Origin of the sequence: Nocardia asteroides (assembly GCA_019930625.1) — a bacterium.
Taxonomy (GTDB): Bacteria; Actinomycetota; Actinomycetes; order Mycobacteriales; family Mycobacteriaceae; genus Nocardia; species Nocardia sputi.
The window spans coordinates 5669652-5687282 of record CP082844.1; the positions used below are offsets into that span (position 1 = coordinate 5669652).

The 17631-nt window shown below is 64.1% G+C and carries 13 protein-coding genes and 2 pseudogenes; 6 read left to right on the forward strand and 9 right to left on the reverse strand.

Annotated features, from left to right (window positions below):
• The first annotated feature begins 102 nt into the window (after positions 1-102).
• The 4 genes from K8O92_25715 (at position 103) to K8O92_25730 (ending at position 1539) form a co-directional block, all read left to right on the forward strand.
• Entirely contained in the window at positions 103-756 is a 654-nt protein-coding gene (locus K8O92_25715; protein UAK31207.1) for a hypothetical protein, read from the forward strand.
• A complete protein-coding gene (locus K8O92_25720) occupies positions 753-1064 on the forward strand; it encodes a hypothetical protein (GenBank protein UAK31208.1) in 312 nt (103 codons plus the stop codon). The genes K8O92_25715 and K8O92_25720 overlap by 4 nt, the downstream gene beginning before the upstream one ends.
• Complete coding sequence (locus K8O92_25725; protein UAK31209.1) at positions 1064-1258, forward strand: hypothetical protein; 195 nt, start codon at positions 1064-1066, stop codon at positions 1256-1258. The genes K8O92_25720 and K8O92_25725 overlap by 1 nt, the downstream gene beginning before the upstream one ends.
• A 140-nt stretch (positions 1259-1398) precedes the next feature.
• Positions 1399-1539: a type 2 lantipeptide synthetase LanM gene (locus tag K8O92_25730; GenBank protein ID UAK31210.1), complete on the forward strand. Its 141-nt coding sequence runs from the start codon at positions 1399-1401 to the stop codon at positions 1537-1539.
• Positions 1540-1753: 214 nt separating this feature from the next.
• Here the strand turns inward: K8O92_25730 and K8O92_25735 are convergent.
• The 3 genes and pseudogenes from K8O92_25735 to K8O92_25745 form a co-directional block, all read right to left on the reverse strand.
• Positions 1754-2766, reverse strand: a pseudogene (locus K8O92_25735) (IS110 family transposase).
• Between the two features lie 63 nt (positions 2767-2829).
• Positions 2830-3822, reverse strand: a complete 993-nt coding sequence (locus tag K8O92_25740; GenBank protein ID UAK31211.1) for an IS481 family transposase — start codon at positions 3820-3822, stop codon at positions 2830-2832.
• A 106-nt stretch (positions 3823-3928) separates the two neighbouring features.
• Entirely contained in the window at positions 3929-4396 is a 468-nt protein-coding gene (locus K8O92_25745; protein ID UAK31212.1) for a hypothetical protein, read from the reverse strand.
• Positions 4397-5201: 805 nt separating this feature from the next.
• Between K8O92_25745 and K8O92_25750 the strand changes: the two genes are divergently transcribed.
• Positions 5202-6353, forward strand: coding sequence for a winged helix DNA-binding domain-containing protein (locus tag K8O92_25750; protein ID UAK31213.1), 1152 nt, complete (start codon positions 5202-5204; stop codon positions 6351-6353).
• Between the two features lie 124 nt (positions 6354-6477).
• On the opposite strand, the gene K8O92_25755 is transcribed toward K8O92_25750, so the two are convergent.
• The 5 genes and pseudogenes from K8O92_25755 to K8O92_25775 all read right to left on the reverse strand — a co-directional run bounded on the left by K8O92_25755 (position 6478) and on the right by K8O92_25775 (position 11217).
• Positions 6478-7056: an AraC family transcriptional regulator gene (locus K8O92_25755; GenBank protein ID UAK35943.1), complete on the reverse strand. Its 579-nt coding sequence runs from the start codon at positions 7054-7056 to the stop codon at positions 6478-6480.
• Positions 7057-7226: 170 nt separating this feature from the next.
• Positions 7227-7874: a biliverdin-producing heme oxygenase gene (locus K8O92_25760; GenBank protein UAK31214.1), complete on the reverse strand. Its 648-nt coding sequence runs from the start codon at positions 7872-7874 to the stop codon at positions 7227-7229.
• Positions 7875-7887: 13 nt separating this feature from the next.
• Entirely contained in the window at positions 7888-9030 is a 1143-nt protein-coding gene (locus tag K8O92_25765; GenBank protein UAK31215.1) for a polyprenyl synthetase family protein, read from the reverse strand.
• 419 nt (positions 9031-9449) lie between these two features.
• Positions 9450-10556 carry a polyprenyl synthetase family protein gene (locus tag K8O92_25770; GenBank protein ID UAK31216.1) on the reverse strand — a complete coding sequence of 369 codons (1107 nt, stop codon included), beginning with the start codon at positions 10554-10556 and terminating at the stop codon, positions 9450-9452.
• Positions 10553-11217: pseudogene (locus K8O92_25775) on the reverse strand (BBE domain-containing protein). Before K8O92_25775 ends, K8O92_25770 begins: the two are co-directional and overlap by 4 nt.
• A gap of 1696 nt (positions 11218-12913) precedes the next feature.
• Here K8O92_25775 and K8O92_25780 point away from each other — a divergent pair.
• Positions 12914-13795 carry an alpha/beta hydrolase gene (locus tag K8O92_25780; protein UAK31217.1) on the forward strand — a complete coding sequence of 294 codons (882 nt, stop codon included), beginning with the start codon at positions 12914-12916 and terminating at the stop codon, positions 13793-13795.
• A gap of 690 nt (positions 13796-14485) precedes the next feature.
• Here the strand turns inward: K8O92_25780 and K8O92_25785 are convergent.
• Complete coding sequence (locus tag K8O92_25785) at positions 14486-17068, reverse strand: AAA family ATPase (GenBank protein ID UAK31218.1); 2583 nt, start codon at positions 17066-17068, stop codon at positions 14486-14488.
• Between the last annotated feature and the right edge of the window lie 563 nt (positions 17069-17631).

Consider the following 17631-nt stretch of genomic DNA (forward strand, 5'->3'; position numbering starts at 1 on the left):
GCATCGAGCGGAGCTGGTTCGCAGCGAGATCCTGGGTGCCGCGGTCGAGTGCGTGGCCCGCCACGTCGGATCGTGGGTGCCTGCCACAGCGGTGATGCCGGAGTGAGCAGAGGTAGCAGGAATCTTCTTGCCTGGATCACGAATGAACTGGAACGCTTGACCAGGAAAGGAACGCAAGCCTACCGAGACACTGGCAAACGCACGGCTCGCTTCATCGTGCAGGATGTCGAGGAGAAGTTGCACGTCGATCGGCGCGGTGGGCACGAGATCGAGAAAGCAGGTGAGGGACCCAGAACGCCCGAACACACCGAGGCGCCGCCTGCTGAGAATAGTCCCCCGCCGTCACGTCTGGTCGATCGGTCCGTGCCGGGTGAGCGATACTTCATACAGGACACAGCGAGCCCACGGCTCTACGCCGAGGGCACAGTCGGCCGTAACGGCGAACTTCAATTGGCCCTCCGAACCCAACTGGAAGATGGGCAACGTTCAACGCTGCTGAGGGGTGCAGAGCAGTTCCAGGCGATTCTGAGATTCTTCGAAGGGAAATTCGCGTCAATAAATGGAAGTTGGCAGTACGGCTCAAACCTCGCCCGCTTCAATGAACTCACTGCTTCAGGGGTGTCACCCGAGGTCGCGGCAGCGAGGACATGGACCGGAAGACAAGCCGATAAAGCAGGGTTCCGGACGGTAAAGATCTTGGATTCTCAAGGCGATCCTGGAAAGTACACAACCGTGAAAGTGCAGTTCACTTCATGAATAATCGCGAGCCGAAGTTCGATGATCAGGCAACCGTGCTGATAGCCCGGATGCACCAAGAGGGACGGTCTCCCTCTCAAATCCTCCGCGAGATCATAGCGCTCTATCCGGACGTATCGACGCCCGACTTGATGGAGCTGATGCAGAATGCCTTCTCTCTACCATATTCGGCAGTTCAATGCATCGGCGGCTGGTGGATGGACGGTACAGGTGAACTTTCCGATACCCAACTCGACGCCTTCTTGGTCGAAGAAATCGCGAAAGTGTCGCCACAATGGAGAAAGGGCGAGGAAGAGGCGGAGCAATAATGAGGCACCTGCTGCACCGCACCATGGTGTCGGAATTGGCGCGAGAGCGGGCTGCGGGCATCTTGACCGGCAGCACTGCCACCGAGCGCTTCGCTTGCTTCATCCAACGATTCACCGAGCCGGATCGCCGGCGAGCGCTCTATGACGAGTATCCCGCACTGGTCCGGCGCCTGACCACCGCCGCCCGCCTGTGACACGAGTACGCGGCCGAGCTACTGGAACGGCTCGTGGCCGATCTGCCCGAACTACTAGATCGGCTCGCGGCGCCGCCGGACAGCGGTGCCGTGATCGCGGTCAGGACGGGGCTCGGCGAACCGCTCGTGGTGCGCGATCGGTGGCCTTGATCGAGTTCGCTTCGGGTTGGAAAGCTGTCTACAAGCCGCGTCCATTCGACATCGACGCCCATGTCGACTTCTGCGAATTCGCCGACCCCTACGGCAACAACCTCAGCCTCTACACCGTTCACACCGCCTGACAGCAGCCGCGTCAGCATCCGTTCGCCCGAATCATCAAGGAGAGGTCACCGGTGCGTGGGATCTGCTGCCCAGACTTGCTTTCGGCGTGCAGCACACGCGCCGCGGCGGTGGCCGCCGCCCATAACCAGCTCGACAGAACACATACGCGGATTGCTCGATCGTGACCTCAGTTTCCGTCAAGCGGTGGCAGGGGACGGGGTCTGGTAGGGCTGTTTCGTTTTTGATCCGCCGGAAGGTGATCGAGATGCTGCGCCCGGGCGCCCGGGCGCCCGGGTGACGGGCGCGGTCCCGGCGTAGGCCTTCAACGCGCGGGCGTCGGCGAACCGGGTTCGGTCGTCGCCGATTTCGGCGAGGACGCGGGCGCCGGTGAGGTCTGCCAGGCGGGGGAAACTGGTGATGATCGCGTGATCAGGGTGTTCGCGGAACTCTTCGGCGCGGCCTGCTCGAGGTCGTCGGCGCCTGTGCGGGCGGCGTCGAGGGTGGCGAGCAGGGCCAGGGCTGACGGCCCATAGCCTTCTCGACCAGGTCGGGCTGGCGCAGGCCAGGACGGCGCAGCTCGGCAACGATGTCGTCGGCCAGGTCTTCGATGCCGCGTTGCAGCCAGCCCGGCGCAGCGTGGCGGCGACGCGGGCCCGGGTGAGTTTCGCTGCGAGGGCTGGGGTTGCCGCGATGGCCAGGCCAGCGCGGACCCCGGGTTTGGGGAGGTTTGTGCACCCGTTCGCCGCAGGCGGCCAGGAACATCGGGTGGTATTCGTGCAGCAGTGAGCGCAGTTCGTTGCTGGCCTTGGTGCGTCGCCAGACGGCGTCTTGCTGAGCCCGGGCCAGCACGGCGATGTCTTGGGTGAGTGCGGTGTGTGCCGGGATGGGTCGGTGCATGTGGGCGTCGACGCGCAGGATGTCGGCCAGGGTCATCGCGTCGGCGTGATCGGATTTCGACCGGGCCATGGTGTGGCGTTCGCGGTAGCCGGCGACGGCCATCGGGTGATCGCGTAGACGGTTCGGCCGGTGGCGCGGATCGTGGCGACCATCAGCCCGCGTGGGGTTTCGATCGCGACGGGGATCGGGTTCTCGGCGGTGTCGCCGGCATCGGTGAGCAGCTGGGTGAGGGCAGTGAAGCCGGCCGCATCGTCGGTGATCTGTTTCTTCGACACCAGGGTGCCGTCCTGATCGACGATGGCGATATCGTGGTGGCCTTCGGGGCAATCGATCCCGCAGTAGCGGCTCATCCGTCCTCCAATTCTCCGGATGTTTCCGCAGGTCACCAGGCGCAGGCGAGAACGCGCGACGCCCTAGGTGTACTGACCTGAGAGGTTGGGGACGCGGCTGGCTGGTGGGTGTCCGCCGAGTGCGGTGTGGCCGCGGTGGTGATTGTAGGCGTGAAGCCAGTCGGTGAATGCGGCGCGGCGTTCGGTTTCGGACCGGTAGGGGTGGGCGTAGGCCCGTTCCTCGAGCAGGGTGCGGTTGAACCGTTCGACCTTGCCGTTGGTCTGCGGCCGGTAGGGCCGTGTGCGTTTGTGCGTGATACCGGTCGCGGCCAGCTCGGCTTGCCACGGCTGTGAGATGTAACAGGAACCGTTGTCAGTGAGGACTCGTTTGACGGCGATCCCCTTGGAAGCGAAGTATTTTCGCGCACGACGCCAGAACATGACAGCGGTTTCCTTGCGTTCGTCGGGCAGGATTTCGCTGTAAGCCAGTCGCGAGTAGTCATCGACTGCGTTGTGCAGGTAGCTGCAGCCGACATGGCTTTTACCGTTGCTGCGCAGTGTTTTTCCGGGCGTACGGGTGCGGTTGCGGGCGCCGGCGCGGCGGCCGACCACACGGTGCCCGCCGCCGTCGGGGATGTTGCCGAGTTTCTTGATGTCGACGTGCACCAGGTCTCCCGGTGCGCAGTGTTCGTAGCGGCGTACCGGTGCTGCGGTGGCACGGTCGAGCCATCGCAGTCTGGCCATCCGGTAGCGGGCCAGTACGCGGTGCACTGTCGAGGGATGCAGTCCGAGCAGGTAGGCGATGCGGGCCGGTCCCCACCGGCGCAGTAGCCGGACCTTGATAATGCGGCGCTCGGTGCGGGTCGGTGTCCGGTTCGGGTTGCGGTGCGGGCGGCTGGACCGGTCGCTCATCCCAGCGGTGCCGACAGTGCGGTAGCGGCCGGCCCACCGTTTAGCGGTGGTCGCTGACACTTGGAATCGTTCGGCGGCTCGGCGCAGCGGCCAGCCATCGTCGACGACGCACCGCGCCAGACGCAACCGACCCAGTTCTGACAGCGGGGCATTACGGTGGGACACGAAGACCTCCGGCAGGTGAATGCGTTCCTAGACAGCTCGCACTTCACCCGGAGGTCTTCGCCATGTCAGCCCGACACGCCGCTACCAACGTCCGTGGTCAGTACACCTAGGCGACCGGGCCCGCATCGGTGCACCCAAGGATGCTGGCAGGGCGGTGTAGAACCGCGTCACCGAAGGATCGGACGGCATTTGCATCGCCAGTACTGGGATCTCCTCTCCGGCAATCCAGCAAGCGAACCCAAATCCCCAGAGCTTGCGGCCGGGAAGTTGGTTGATCAATCCTGCGGCGGCGTCCAAGAATTGGTGACTGCAGCGGATCGGAATCGAGGTCGACAACCATATGGGTAACATTCGCGGCGGTGTCGGAGTCGGTGCAGGCGAGACCCCATAGATGGACGGTGCGGGCCGCGCTGACGTCGCGAACCATGTCGATGCTGCGTTCCGCCATCATAGCCGGGAGAATCACTTCCAGAATCATCGATCGGCGCGGGTAGCGCGGTCGGTCACCGGCGGGGGTGCGCTTGCGGGCTGCCCGGCGGGCACGGCGGTTGTAGTACGGCTGGTTCGAGGGCACGTCGATCTCCTTCGGCGCGGTCTACGTCGACTGGACGCGGTGGGCTCGCCGGCTCGGCCCGGCGCACGCATCGACCGCAGCGAGCACCACTGCTCGGGACGGGCGATTGGCGTCGGCGGCCGGATAACGACCGCGGAATCGACGACTCGATACCAGGTCATCCGGTGTGCAACGTCCGTCTCACCGAACTACGCGGCATGATCATCGGTAGCCTCCTGTCCGAACTTGCAACCCGGCTTCCACCCGGCGCTGCCTTCGGGACCGCACGAAACGGCGTCGCACTCGCCGCGATCGCCCGAGAACTCTCGGACGAAGTCCTGGAACAGACCTTCATTGGCCGCGGATGACAACAGAGACGTACCGTGGCGGTGTCATAACCGCTGGCGATCAATCGACTGTGCCCGGAGTAGGGAGCAAGTCGGGGAACAGGACACCGCGAAATGCGACGGAACGGTCGGCTCTCGAGATCGCGACTTGGATGCCACCTCATCGGCCACCTGCCAGGTGGAAGAAGAGGTTGGCGGCCTCGTTTTCGAACGGGATGTGTCGGGTCGGTGGCAGGACGCCGTGCACCGTTTCCGGTGTCGGGTTTCCCGCCACCGCCCGCCGAACCGGACGTGCCCGTTGGCCGAGCATCCGGCTCTCCATGCGATCCGATGAGCCACCCTCATGAAACAGAAGATTCTCGCCGCCGCACGCGTTGCGGCCGAGCAGCCGACCTATTCCATCCTCGACCGCGGTATCGAGCAGGAACTCCCAGCGCTACGCCGGCGGCCGGCAGCCCATCGTGCGGCGGCCTGACCTGATGACCGTCCTGTCCTCCCGCGCGCTCAACCGGGCCACCCTCGCCCGGCAATTACTGCTCGAGCGTGCCGACCTGCCGGTGTCCGGCGCTGTCGCACATCTGTGCGGATTGCAGGCCCAGGAACCGCAGGAACCATTCGTGGGGCTGTGGTCGCGACTGCGCGCCTTCGAACCGGCGACCCTCGACGAACTGCTCACCACCCGGCGGGTGGTCCGCACCCAACTCATGCGCCGCACAGTTCACCTGGTCACCGCCGCCGATGCACTGGCCTGGCGGACCCGCCACGACGCCATGCTGCGCCAGAAGATACTCGGGTCCTACCGCCGCGAGCTCACCGGAGTAGACCTCGACGAACTCACGGCCGCGGCCTGGGAACTGCTGGCAGACGGCCGACCGCGCACCATGCCCGAACTCGGCCGGGAACTCGCCGCACGGTGGCCGACGGCCGGGCCACGGCCACTCGGCGAACTGGTGATCGCCGCTCTCGTCCCGACGGTGCAGCTGCCCCCACGCGGCTTGTGGCGCCACAAGTCCGGCGCACGCGCCGTGCCCCTTGCCACCTGGCTGGGTCGCGAGGTCGACCCGCCCGCCCCGGACGGCACCGATACGGTCGGAAAGGCGCTGGTACGGCGCTATCTCGCTGCATTCGGACCGGCCTCGGTGGCTGATCTGCGCGCCTGGTGCGGCCTCGCCGGGCTTCCCGCCGCGGTGGCCGCGACCCGCGACGAACTGCTCACCTTCCGCGACGAACAGGGCCGCGAACTCCTCGACCTCCCGGACGCACCACGCCCGGACCCGGACATCCCCGCCCCGGTGCGATTCCTGCCCGCGTTCGACAACGCGATCCTCGGCTACCACGACCGCACCCGGATCATCGACCATGCTCACCGCGGCCTCTCAATCGCCGGCGAGCGCGTCGTGCTGGTCGACGGCCGGGTCGCCGCGACCTGGACCTGCCGTGCAGACGCCCTGACCGTCACCCCGCTGCGCCACCTCTCCCGCTTCGAACACACTGCGGTCGTCGAACAAGGACAGGAACTGGCGATGTTCCTCACCGACGACGACAGCCATCCGGTACAGGTGGCGGCATCCGGCGACAACGGTGATGGCCCTTGGGGCGCCCAGCCGGACCCACCCGCCGCCCCGAGCTGAGAGCGGCCGCCCAACCTTTTGTAAGTGGTCAGCATCGCGTATTTGCCTGCACCGATCTCACTCCATGTCAAATCTCGCTCCTGGGTAAGACTGCCCGCGGGCGTGGATGGTCTTTCCGGACGGGTCACTCTGTTTCGTCGCCTGCTCGTGCGGTGAACCGGATTGCGTCTTGGCTGGGTGGGGTGCCGAACAGGCGGCGGTATTCCCGGCTGAACTGGGAGGGGCTGTCGTATCCGACGAGGTATCCGATGTCGGCGACATCTCCGGGATTCGCTGCCAGCAACAACCGCGCCTCCTGAAGTCTGATCTTCTTCTGGTATTGGATGGGCGTGGTTGCGGTGACGGCCTGGAAATTCCGATGGAACGCCGAAGGGCTCATACCGGTGCGCTCGGCCAGCTCCTCGACCCGAAACGACTCCCGATAGTGCTGCCGAATCCACTGCACCGCTTCGGCGATCGGAGAGAAGCGGGGATCGGTGAGCCCGATCCGGCGGACCGTCGGGCCGTGCTCGCCGGTCATCAAGCGCCACAGGATCTCTCGCTTGACCAATGGGGCCAGCACGTCCCGATCGCGGGGCTGGTCGAGCAGTCGCACCAACCGCACCGTGGCGTCGAGCAGCTCGACGGAGGCATCGGCGAAAACAATTGCGGGCGCGGCGTTGTCCTCGTCCTCGGGAAAGGTGCCGCGCGGGGCTTGCACCATTATCTCGGCGGGCGCAGGCACAAGCCCAGCACCGTCGGTGTCGGAGTACACCCCGAAGATGACCTGCAACTGGCTACCTGTCCTTCTCCAGCTCTACCTCGGCCAGCAGTCGCTTCAGGCGGGCGTTCTGTTCGCGCAGCTCCTCGAGCTCATACTTCGCATGGCTGCCATCACGGCAGATGTCGTTCCGCCGGGGCCGGTTCGTCGTGATCCGGCCGGGACAGTGCGGCGAGTGTTTCGGCTATCGCCCGATAGCCTTCGTCCGCTGTCGCCAGCACGCATTGCTGCAGAGGTTCGTCGACAACAGCATCGTTCATCCGCCCGGCGAAGGCCGTCCAGCGTTTCCGGTCACCGGAGTTGTAGTAGGCGATTCCGCGGCCGTCCGTCAGTCCGAACGTCGCACGGACATGTGGGGTCAGCTCCAATCCGCCCATGGTGGAGCCTTCCATCACGTACAGGAATCCGAGTGTCGAGACGGGGTTTTCGGCCGCACGGTCGCAGATCGCCTCAGCGAACCGTTGTCCCGCACCGATCGCCGTAGCCGGCACATCACCGACGGGTACGGTGTCGAAAAATTCCAGATCCCGGTCCAGCAGATGCACTTTCGCGAGGTCGGGCCGCCATACCGCGGTCACGATCGGGTCCGCCAAGCAGGCCAGCCGGGTTTCCAGGGCATCGAGAACGACCCGATAGGCCGTCAGCTGGCCCACATACCAGCTGAGCGGCAGTGTCCCGCCCAGGAGCTCGAGACTGAAGGGCGTCGTCTCCAAGGCATGGTGCCAAGCCCGGGTTTCGGCGCGCAGCCGCTGCATAATCATGGTGGCGGCCGTTCTAGGCGTTCGGGTATTGGGTGCGTACCGCGTCGAACAGCCGTTCCATCACGTGGCCCTTGCGATCGATCGTGAGGTCGAAATACGTCGCGCCGCCAGCCGATCGGCACAGCTGGTGAATCCGGCGTTTGGCCTCCTCTTTGAGATCGACCGCTTGCCCGGCGAGCTCGACGAGGGTTTTGCCGAGCCGAGGATGACCGAGCGCGAACATCTTCAACCGGTCTCCGACCAGGTCGGTGTCGGCCTCGGGCGGCGTGGATTCGACGCCGAGCAGTTCGAGATACACCCGGTTGGTAAGTCCGTCGAAGTCCTCATGGGTATTGGCTCCGCCGAACTCGGGGACGAAATCGGTGAGGTCGTTGAAAATCTGGCTCGCGAAGCCGAGCTGCCGCATCGCATCGTCGAGAACGGTCAGTTCGTCGTCCGGCACCCGCAAGGCGGTTGCGGCCGCATTCAACGGCATCCGGAACAGCGTCGAGGTTTTCAGCGTCGCGACCGACTCCCAGAACTTCACCCGATTGTCGCCGTCGGCCGCGACGATCTCGCGCCGAATCTCGGCGAGCCTGGTGGACATGTCCAGCGCCTGACCGATGAAGCCGTTCTCGACTGCGCGCACAAGATAGTTCACGACTGCGGGTGATTCCGCATGCCGCAGCGCGGCGAGCACCATCCAGGCTCCGGTGTTGAGGGCGAGCGGCACCCCGTGGGTAGTGTGCAGTGCAGGCTCGCCGTATCGGACCGCACTGCCGTCCTCGATATCGTCGAGAACGACCGCAGCCTTCAGAAGAATTCGGACCGCTACCGCCACCCGGCGGATGACGTGCAGGTCGGCACCTGCCTCCCCGGTCTTGGCGAAGCCACGGTAGTTGCGAAAGACCCAATACACGATCGATGGACGGAAGCCGGGACCGCCCGCCGCCCGCAGCGCCTCCTGCCCCACTTTCGAGCCGAGCGCGTCGGTGACCGGGTTGTGAAACGCTCGGCGCACAGCGGTGTCCAACTCCTGCGGTCCATTGGCCGAGCCGGCTACCTGCGCCGCCGAGACCGTCAGTTCGGCCAGGAAAACCCGCAAATCTGCTTCCAGCAATTCCGAGTCGCTACGCACGACGTCCATTACCTGCGTGTCATTCTCGAGGGCTGTCATTGTGGCCGCTCCTGCTGCTCGGGCCGACTGGAATACGGGACATCCCGCTCGGCCCCAGGTCATCCGGTGGAGGCCGCTCACCTAGCAACAGTGTAGTTACGGGTATAATGCAAGGTCTCCCCAGAGATGGGGAGTTTGCGCGCCAATCGCCGGGAACCATGTATCGACCAACGCTCGTATTGAGGATTCGGATGCCGCGCCGTCGGCAGAAGTACAGTCGTGGCGTGTTGAATGTTGTGCCGCGACGGACATCTCTGCGGCCGGTTCAACCACGCCGAAATTCACCGGAAACCCGGTCAGGATTCACGGAAAGCCAACGGACGTACCTTCCGACCGGCGTCGGCGCGCCGGCATGATCTAGACATCGGACTGACAGATTATCGAGGAAGCTGCGTCCTTCCCGTCATCCACATTTCTGGTCATTGCTCGCGTGGAGAAGCCGGAAATGTTGGTTCATGCATCGGGCGGCGTCGATTCCGGGCGCTAATCAACCCGTCTCGGCGAGCAATCACATTCGCCAAGGCCATAAGGTCGGCCGTCGCAAGTCCGGCGGGCAAGGTGTCGACAGCGGCCTGCACCTGGCGGTCGGCATGTCGCTGAGCCGATCGTCGTCCCCCGGCGGCGTCGACCAGTGCCATGGCCCGGGCGACCATTTCCTGGCCGAGAGCGGTGTCGGACTCATACAGTTCCGCTAGCTCGCGCGCGGCCTCGCTATTCGACAACAGGGCCGTCACAACAGGCAGCGACCGTTTGCGTCCGGCCAGATCATTGCCCGCTCGCTTTCCGGTGATGATCGGGTCTCCCCAGATTCCGATGATGTCGTCAGTGAACTGGAACGCCAGGCCGAGTTTGCGACCGAAACAGTCCATCAGCGACACCGTCTCCGGGTCTGCTCGCGCACTCAGTGCGCCGAGCGCGCAGGCGCAACCCATCAGCGCACCTGTCTTGTCCATCGCCATCTGAATGTACTCATCGAGTTCCACACGTGGTCGCGTCTCGAACGCACAGTCGTCGGACTGGCCCCGGCACATTTCGGCGACCGCGACAGCGAGCCGTCGCGAAGCTTCGACAGCCACCGGTGCGGGCAGACCCGCGACCAGAACCTGATAGGCCAGGGCATGCAGGGTGTCGCCGAGGAGAATGGCGTCGGACGTTCCCCACACACTCCACACTGCTGGGTATCCTCGTCGTGTTCGGTCCCCGTCCATGATGTCGTCGTGTACGAGACTGAAATTGTGCACCAGCTCGACCCCGACCGCGGCGGATAGCGCGGCGGCCTCACTTCCTCCACAAGCCCTGGCCGCGGCGATCACCAAGGCGGGTCGCAAATATTTCCCGGATCCAGCCTGCGTGGGTACTCCAGCGGTATCCCACCAGCCCAGATGGTAGCCCGCCATGCGACGCACTGGATTCGGTAGCGATTCGACCGACTCCTGGAGCATCGGCTCGCAGATTTCGCGGGCCCGTGTGAGGAGGTCACCGGCTCGGAGCTCGACAGCGCGTTCTGTGTGTGCACTGTCGGTCATTCGTCGACTCGCGGCGCTGCGCGCAGATCATCGGGCCGAATGTTCTTGTTGTAGCGGAACATGTTATCCGAATCCCATTCGGTTTTGGCGCGCACGAGGCGCTCGTATTTGTCGGGGTTCCCCATACTCCGCGGCGCCACGCCGGCCCATCGTCGGTGGAGGGATTTACATAGGCGTTGCTGCGCAGGTGTGGTCTGATGTCGGCGCGTGCACTGTCGAGCCAACCGTGGAATGTCCGGTCGTCTTCCGGATGGTCCCATTCGGTGACGATTTCCCAGAACCAAGGGGCGCCTTCCCGGGAAAAACGACAGCGTCCTCGTCGACCCCTTCGCTGATCGCGCTCGTCGAAGAAAATGCCGGTCAGCGTACGCTCCGGCAATTCAGGCCGTTGCCCGTAGGTACCTCCGTCGTTCACATCGTCCAGGATGAACAGCCAAGTCACCCAATCCGGCAGCAGGCAGAGATCGGCCGGATCAGCGATCGGGTAGCAATAGGCAGCGAGCGTCCCGGGCCTGGTTCTCGCCAGCCGCTGCTCCGCGCTGCCGGACTGGATCAGCTGATTTTCCTTCGCCCACCGGACCGCATGACCATCTGCCTGATCACCGAACGGACTGACTGGTGTGGCGATGCGGTCCAACCCACGCGGGATGACTGTTCTCATCGAGCACCCGGGGCCATCGCGGACGGTCGAAATGTTCTGTGCGCCATCACATCTTGTCCTGCTTGATGAACCAAACTCGATACCGAGTGGTCTGTATCTTAATCTCGACCGCTACCGAGCTGTCAATACCTAGCCTCGATTTTTCGCCGGACCTTCGGCCCGGCATGGTCGGGTGTGTTCTCGTTAGTGCCTCGCTGCCGGGGCTGTGAGGATCGGCGAAGAACACCGGAATTCCTGTCTCGTCGGTGAATACGGCGTGGCCCGACATCTCCTTACCTCGGTCCCAGGTCAGTGATCTCAACAGCGGCGGGGCATCGGTCCCAACGCCGCGGCCAGGGCGTTGTTCATCGATTCGGCTCCGTATCCGCTCAACGCGGGGCCGTTCTTCACCGGAGCGGCCGCCCTCCATCCCGGCTCGCGTGGCAAGTGGATGAGCAATGCGAACCGCGTCGACCGCTCGACGACAGTGCCGATCGCAGAACGGTCCGTCCCGATGATGAGATCGCCTTCCCAGTGGCCGGGCACCGCCGGTCCTCGGCCTCCGGCGGTCGTTCACGCAGCGGCGTCCGCGCGGTGACGTGCGCCCAGGCCGCACGCTTCGATCGTGCTCGGGGCATCCGCAGCGACCGCCGGGTGCGCAGGCACAAGATCAACTCACGCTCGAGCGCTCCACGCCCTTCGATATACAACGCCTGGTAGATCGCTTCATGGCTGATCCGCATCGACAGGTCGTCGGGGTAGTCGATCTTCAGACGCTTGGAGATTCGCTGCGGGCTCCACGCCTCCACCCATCGGCGATCAGCGCGATGGGGCTTGTTTCTGCCGGTCCACGCGGTCGTGCAGGTCGAGGGCGCAGTCACCTGCTGTGGCGGGCCGGCTCGGTGTCAGTGCGCGGGAGTGGCCGGTGTGGTCGCGATTGTCGCGGTGCGGATGCTGAGCACTGTGCAGGTCGGGGCAATGGCGATGCGCCATTCGGATTCGTCGGCGAGCCGCCCTCGTTCTCCGAGTGCTGGGTTTGTCAGTCTGTAGGGAGGCCGTGTGTGGAGCAGCATCCCTCGCGGGGCGTCGCGTGAACAGTTCATGCGACTCGATACGCAGTCGGCTACTGGCTTGTGCTGTCATCCAGACGCTTCCGGTGCTGGTCATGTGTCCGTTCCTGGTTGGGTGGGCGAGTGTCGTCAGGGCCGGGCCACGGCGGCGGTGCCGCCCCTGACGACGCGCAGGCCCTGGTGTCGGGCCGAGTTCTGGATCGCTTGCACCCACAAGCATCGCGGGCTCGTGCCGAATCAACCCAGGATTCGCACTTGCCAGGCCGATAACATCTTCGGCGACATGGATGGCTACGGTCGCTTGCCGGACCGATCGATGCTCACCATTTCGGCGCCCTACCTGTGACTTCTGCTCCAGTCCATGATGGCGAGGCGATCGGTTGCGCTGATCCGACAATCGCGGTGCCGGGATTTGTGGCGATGACACAGCGCGGGTGTGTCGTGAGTCGTCCACGGGCGGGTGCGACCGGTCAGCTCGTCACGGCCGAGCTGGGGTTCTGCGGCGGACTTGTACAACTGGCGGGCGGCCAATACTTGGTTCGGGAGCTCGAGGAGTTGCCGGTGTGTGGCGCCGAATTAACAGCGCCACAATCCCGACCCTCGAACGGCACTCGAGTGCACCCCACGCACCAAACTGCCGTTCTGGAGTGACCGGCTGGTTCGGATGGCCGATATCCGATAACGTCGCCCCAATCGAATTACGTTGTTCCGGAGGAGTGCCAATGACCGCCAAACTGGAAATCCGCGAAGGGAAGTGCCCCAACGGCCACCCCTACCTCAAGTTCGGCGACGGCGCCCCACTGATTGCCTTGCCTGGATCGACTCCGGAGAACGGCAACCTGGATGGCGGGTCGCGCAAGTTCATGATCAAGCCGTTCCTGCCGCTGGCCGCGCATCGCACGGTCTATGTCTTCAATCGCCGTCCCGGAGTGCCCGCGGGCTTGACGATGGCCGACATCGCAACCGACCTCGCTGAGGGACTCACCGGCGAATTCGACAGTGCGGTGGACGTGGTCGGCTATTCCACTGGCGGATCGGTCGCCTTGCAACTCGCGCACGACCACCCCGCAGCCGTCCGACGGCTTGTCCTCGCGAGCGCCGCGTATTCACTGAGCACGGAGGGTCGCAATGCCATGCGGCTGTTCGCCGAGCGCGCCGCCGCAGGGAAGCGGCCCGCGGTGGCGTGGGCGTCGATCGCGTCGACGTCACCTCTCGGCAGAAGGCTGATGGCCGGATTTCTCTGGATGATCGACCCGATGATGCGTCCTTCCAACGGTGACTACACCGAGGCGATTCGGGTCATCGAAGCGGAGGACTCGTTCGATTTGCGTGACCAGCTCGCCGACATCGCCACGCCCACCGTGGTGATCGGCGGCGACAAGGACCTCGCCTATCCCGTCGCCATGTTCCGTGACACCGCCGAAGGGCTCAAAGACGCCGAGCTGTTGGTCTATGCCGGGCGGAACCACAACAGCGCGATCGCCGACCGGCGGTTTGTCGAGGACGTCCTGGAGTTCCTCGAGAGGTAGCGCTGAGCGGTGGGGTTTCGACGACAGCTGCGCGGCCTGCTCGGACGGCCCGGACCGCCCTCCCAGACGCTATCGGCCATACCCAATTCTTGGTTTCGCGGAAGTACCGGCCGATTTCCACTGCGGCCACCGGAAGTTCGGGTAACTCCACGAAGCCGAAGTGACCGCGAACAGGGTCCCACGTCGACTGCGGACGCTCTACTTCGCGCAGCCCCTCCGCGAAATCGGTCGGTCCGCCTTCGAGGCCCATGGTGATCGCCGCTGCAGGAGCGAGCTCGGCGAGCAGATCGTCTGGCACGAACGGGGCCACGCACGTGCCGCGCGGTTGCGGCGCAGTAGGAGCGGGGGTGCACGGCACCTCTTCCGTGTCGACCATTCTGGCATCGAAGATGTTGCGGTGCTCGAGGATTCGCGCGATGATCCGGTAGCTGCCGGGCAGGACGGGTTCGACACCCTCGGGCGTCGGGTAGGTGGTCAGTCCGTGCAATCGCGCATATCCGGTGATCACATCCTGTGTGCCGTCGCCAGGAAGGAGTAGAGCGGCGATCCGTAGATATTCGGCCGCACGCTCCGGATCGGGTTCGACATACGTCAATCCCTAAATCCGGCTAGAATATTCGGCCAGGGGTTTGCCGGACGTTGCCGCAGCGCCGTTGCTGCGAGCCTGATCCGGCGGGAGGCCGCTGCCCGTCAGTCCTGGTGCCGCCGTCTTTCATGTGTGCGCGACGGCCGTTTTGCTGCTGCAGTTCGGATTTTGTCGAGCAGATCTTTGGGTGCGAGCTTGATGATATCTTGACGAGAACCGATCTCAAGTTTGCGGAGAACCATCGCCACTTGTGCGTCGACCGTCTTGGATGACGTACCCCGCCGGGCGGCGATCTCAACGTTCTTCCACCCCGCCGCCGCGAAGACAGAGACTTCCATTTCGGCGTCGGACAACCGACCCCAGCGCGAGGCAGTATTTTGCCGCGCGGGATGTTCCATCGGCATCTTATGGATTGCAAACGTGCCCAATGCGAGACGCTGTACTTCATCCGCCTCCGGAATCAACAGTGAACCCTGCCGGTAGGCTGCGTGGAAAGCCTCAGGCCCCAATACCCCGCGGGCGACTTCGATCGCGGTGTTGTTTTCATTCGCTATCAGAGGCAGATCGTTGAGGTCGAAACCGCGGCCTCCGCGTAACGCTACAGCCCCTCCAGCGAGTTGGGCAATTTCAGTTGCCATCGACTTGAGTCGGGTGCTGTCGTTGTTACCCGCAGCGAGCATGTCAGTGATAATCTGCGCTAGCGACCAGGTACGCACGTACACTGTGAAGGCTGCACCCCACCCATCACGCGCAGCTACCTGATTCTCTAGTGTTGCTCGCTCAACTGCTAGGGCCTGAATGGGATCACCGTGTTTGGTCAACGTCGTCGCCCACGCCAACTCGGCCCAAGCTTTTGCCCACCCTGCTCCGGACGCCCTGGCGTGATCGAGGTGCCGCATCGCTATCTCGATGGCTTCCTCTCTGGACCCAAGAAAGCACGCGGCCCATGCCTTATACAATTCGCTTCGAGCGGCTCGGCCGGAATCTCCGAGAGCTTGAAATTTTTTGCAGGCTCGTGCCAGCACTTCGATTGCGCGCGCGTCGCGGTCCAGGAACGTCAGCTTGGATCCCCACAAAAATTCAATCGGTGCCGGGAGACCAACATCAGCGTGCGGGTCTTGTCGCCAGTTCTGCCTGATCATCGCATCGTCGATGCATGTATCGATGCAGTCGTCGAGTATGCGCTCTACATCTTCGTTTCTTCCTTGGACCATCGCCAGCCACCCGATCAAGGACAGCGCGGCCACTTGGACTTCGATCCGCTGCGGAGTCGACATGCGGGCGGCTTCGAGGGTGCGCTCGGCCCAGCGGCGAATCTCTCGCGGTGATCCTTTAAAGGGTGGTAAAGCAATCAGACTCGCGCAAATTTCTAATCCGACTTCAGGTTCGCCTGCGGTCAGACTTCCCTCGATTGCGGTAACAATATTGTCCCACGCCGCGCGAGCCCAGTTTTGCTCAGCCGGGCTGAACCAATCGCGCTGCAAATAAACAGCCTTATCGCGATAGTACTGTCGGTGTCGGCGCACCAGGCGGGCCGGTTCGTCGACTTCATCGGTGCTGCGTTTCTGTAGTTTTTGCTGGGCAAATATTCGAACGCTTTCTAGTAGAGAATAGCGCACTGTATTCGGCGATACATGCAACGTGACCAGCGATTGATCGGCGAGGCGTTCGAGCAGGCCTTCGATCTCGTCCGCGGCTAGTCGAACCACCACGCCATGGTGATCAGCGGATTGCTCATCGCCGCCCCGGCTGGGGTCGTCAGAGCAGACCGTTTCGACCGCGTCCAAGTCCGCGCCGACGTCGAGGGCCGTACTGTTATCGTCTTCGGGATTCGTGTCATATCCAGCGGCGAAGACGGACAATCGGTCGAGAAGTAACTGTTCCTTCTCCTCGCATAGGTCGTAGGACCAGGCGATGGCATCAACGATCCTGCGGTGACGCGGTTCGACTCCCCTCAGGGGTCGAGGAGGCCATCCCATCCGTCTGTCGGTTTCCTCGCCAGTGAGGTCGGAAAGGATCATCGCCAACGGCCGGAGTTGCACGCGCGCCGCAGCTAATCGGATAAACAGCGGTTGATTGTCCATATGCCGACAGATTTGCGCTGCCACTGCCACGTCGTCAGGACCAACGAGGGTGTGACCGGCGAGTTGCGCTCGCTGACAGAACAGGGTCACAGCTTGTTGCTGTGTCAGTGGGGGAACTACAACGACATGCTCGTCGACCCACCCCACCGGTTCGCGGCTTGTCGCGAGGATTGTCAATCCCGGGACCTCCGCCAACAACTCCGCAATAAGGCGGCCAGAGCCGCCGCGAACATGTTCGCAGTTGTCCATCACCAGCACGGTTTGCTGGTTGCGGCCCAGCGCATCAGTCCTACTCAGCGTATCGACCAGCGCATCCCAAGTCGTGCTGTCGGGGAAGTCGGCCTCAACCACAGAACGTGCGATCTCGTCCTCGACGGCCACCGCGTTCGAGTCTCTTGCTAGGCGCGCCAACCGTACCCAATACACCGGAGCCGACCTTGGCCGGCGAAATCGGCGGAGGGCCTCGGTAGCGAGTCGCGTCTTCCCGATCCCGCCAGGACCGACCAATGTCACCAACCGCGCTTCGCCGCGCAGCAACGCATGTAGTTTCTGGAGTTCAGGATCACGGCCGACGAACTCGTCGGCGTACACCGGCTTTTCCATGCCCCGCTCTCGGCGTGTCGATGGCATATCAACTGATCCTAGTACGGCGTGTGTGGGAATGAACCGGTGTTCGGTGTCCGAATTTTCGCGGGTCGACTGGTCGATCCAGGGTCGACAGCGCCCTGTCCCGGTTCGACCGGAGGGCGCCGAACATGTCACGCCACTGGTCGTCAGGGATCTCTCGTGGCTGTTGCTTCGGCAACCTCGGGTTGTACCGAAGCCGCCCTTCCGACCGGCCGGCGCCGGTGCGACAGCGGTGGACAGCCCGCCGGGGTTCGACCGGTTCGTTTCCGCGAAGACGAACCATTCACCCGCGTGCGAGCGTGAGCGCCTCACCGGTATCAGGCCGGTGTGCTGGAGCGTTCCCAGGCTTCGATCGGGTCGCGGGAGTACCGATGTCCGGTCCATTCCCGGCCGGCGGACAGCGCCGCGTGGAACTGGCCGGCGTCGGGTAGCTCCGGGGCGTGGGCGGTGAGAACCCCGGGCCGGTCGCGGTGGAATCGGCGGGCGCGTTCGACCGCACGAGGTGGTGTTCACCGGATCTGTGGGCGTCGAGCGCGCTT

Bases quoted from the DNA above. Each gene is read 5' to 3' on its own strand.
- K8O92_25760 (UAK31214.1), bottom strand. From the start codon at position 7,874: ATGATTATGCAGCGGCTGCGCGCCGAAACCCGGGCTTGGCACCATGCC.
- K8O92_25725 (UAK31209.1), top strand. From the start codon at position 1,064: ATGAGGCACCTGCTGCACCGCACCATGGTGTCGGAATTGGCGCGAGAG.
- K8O92_25770 (UAK31216.1), bottom strand. From the start codon at position 10,556: ATGACCGACAGTGCACACACAGAACGCGCTGTCGAGCTCCGAGCCGGT.
- K8O92_25755 (UAK35943.1), bottom strand. From the start codon at position 7,056: ATGGTGCAAGCCCCGCGCGGCACCTTTCCCGAGGACGAGGACAACGCC.
- K8O92_25750 (UAK31213.1), top strand. From the start codon at position 5,202: ATGACCGTCCTGTCCTCCCGCGCGCTCAACCGGGCCACCCTCGCCCGG.
- K8O92_25720 (UAK31208.1), top strand. From the start codon at position 753: ATGAATAATCGCGAGCCGAAGTTCGATGATCAGGCAACCGTGCTGATA.
- K8O92_25765 (UAK31215.1), bottom strand. From the start codon at position 9,030: ATGACAGCCCTCGAGAATGACACGCAGGTAATGGACGTCGTGCGTAGC.
- K8O92_25785 (UAK31218.1), bottom strand. From the start codon at position 17,068: ATGGAAAAGCCGGTGTACGCCGACGAGTTCGTCGGCCGTGATCCTGAA.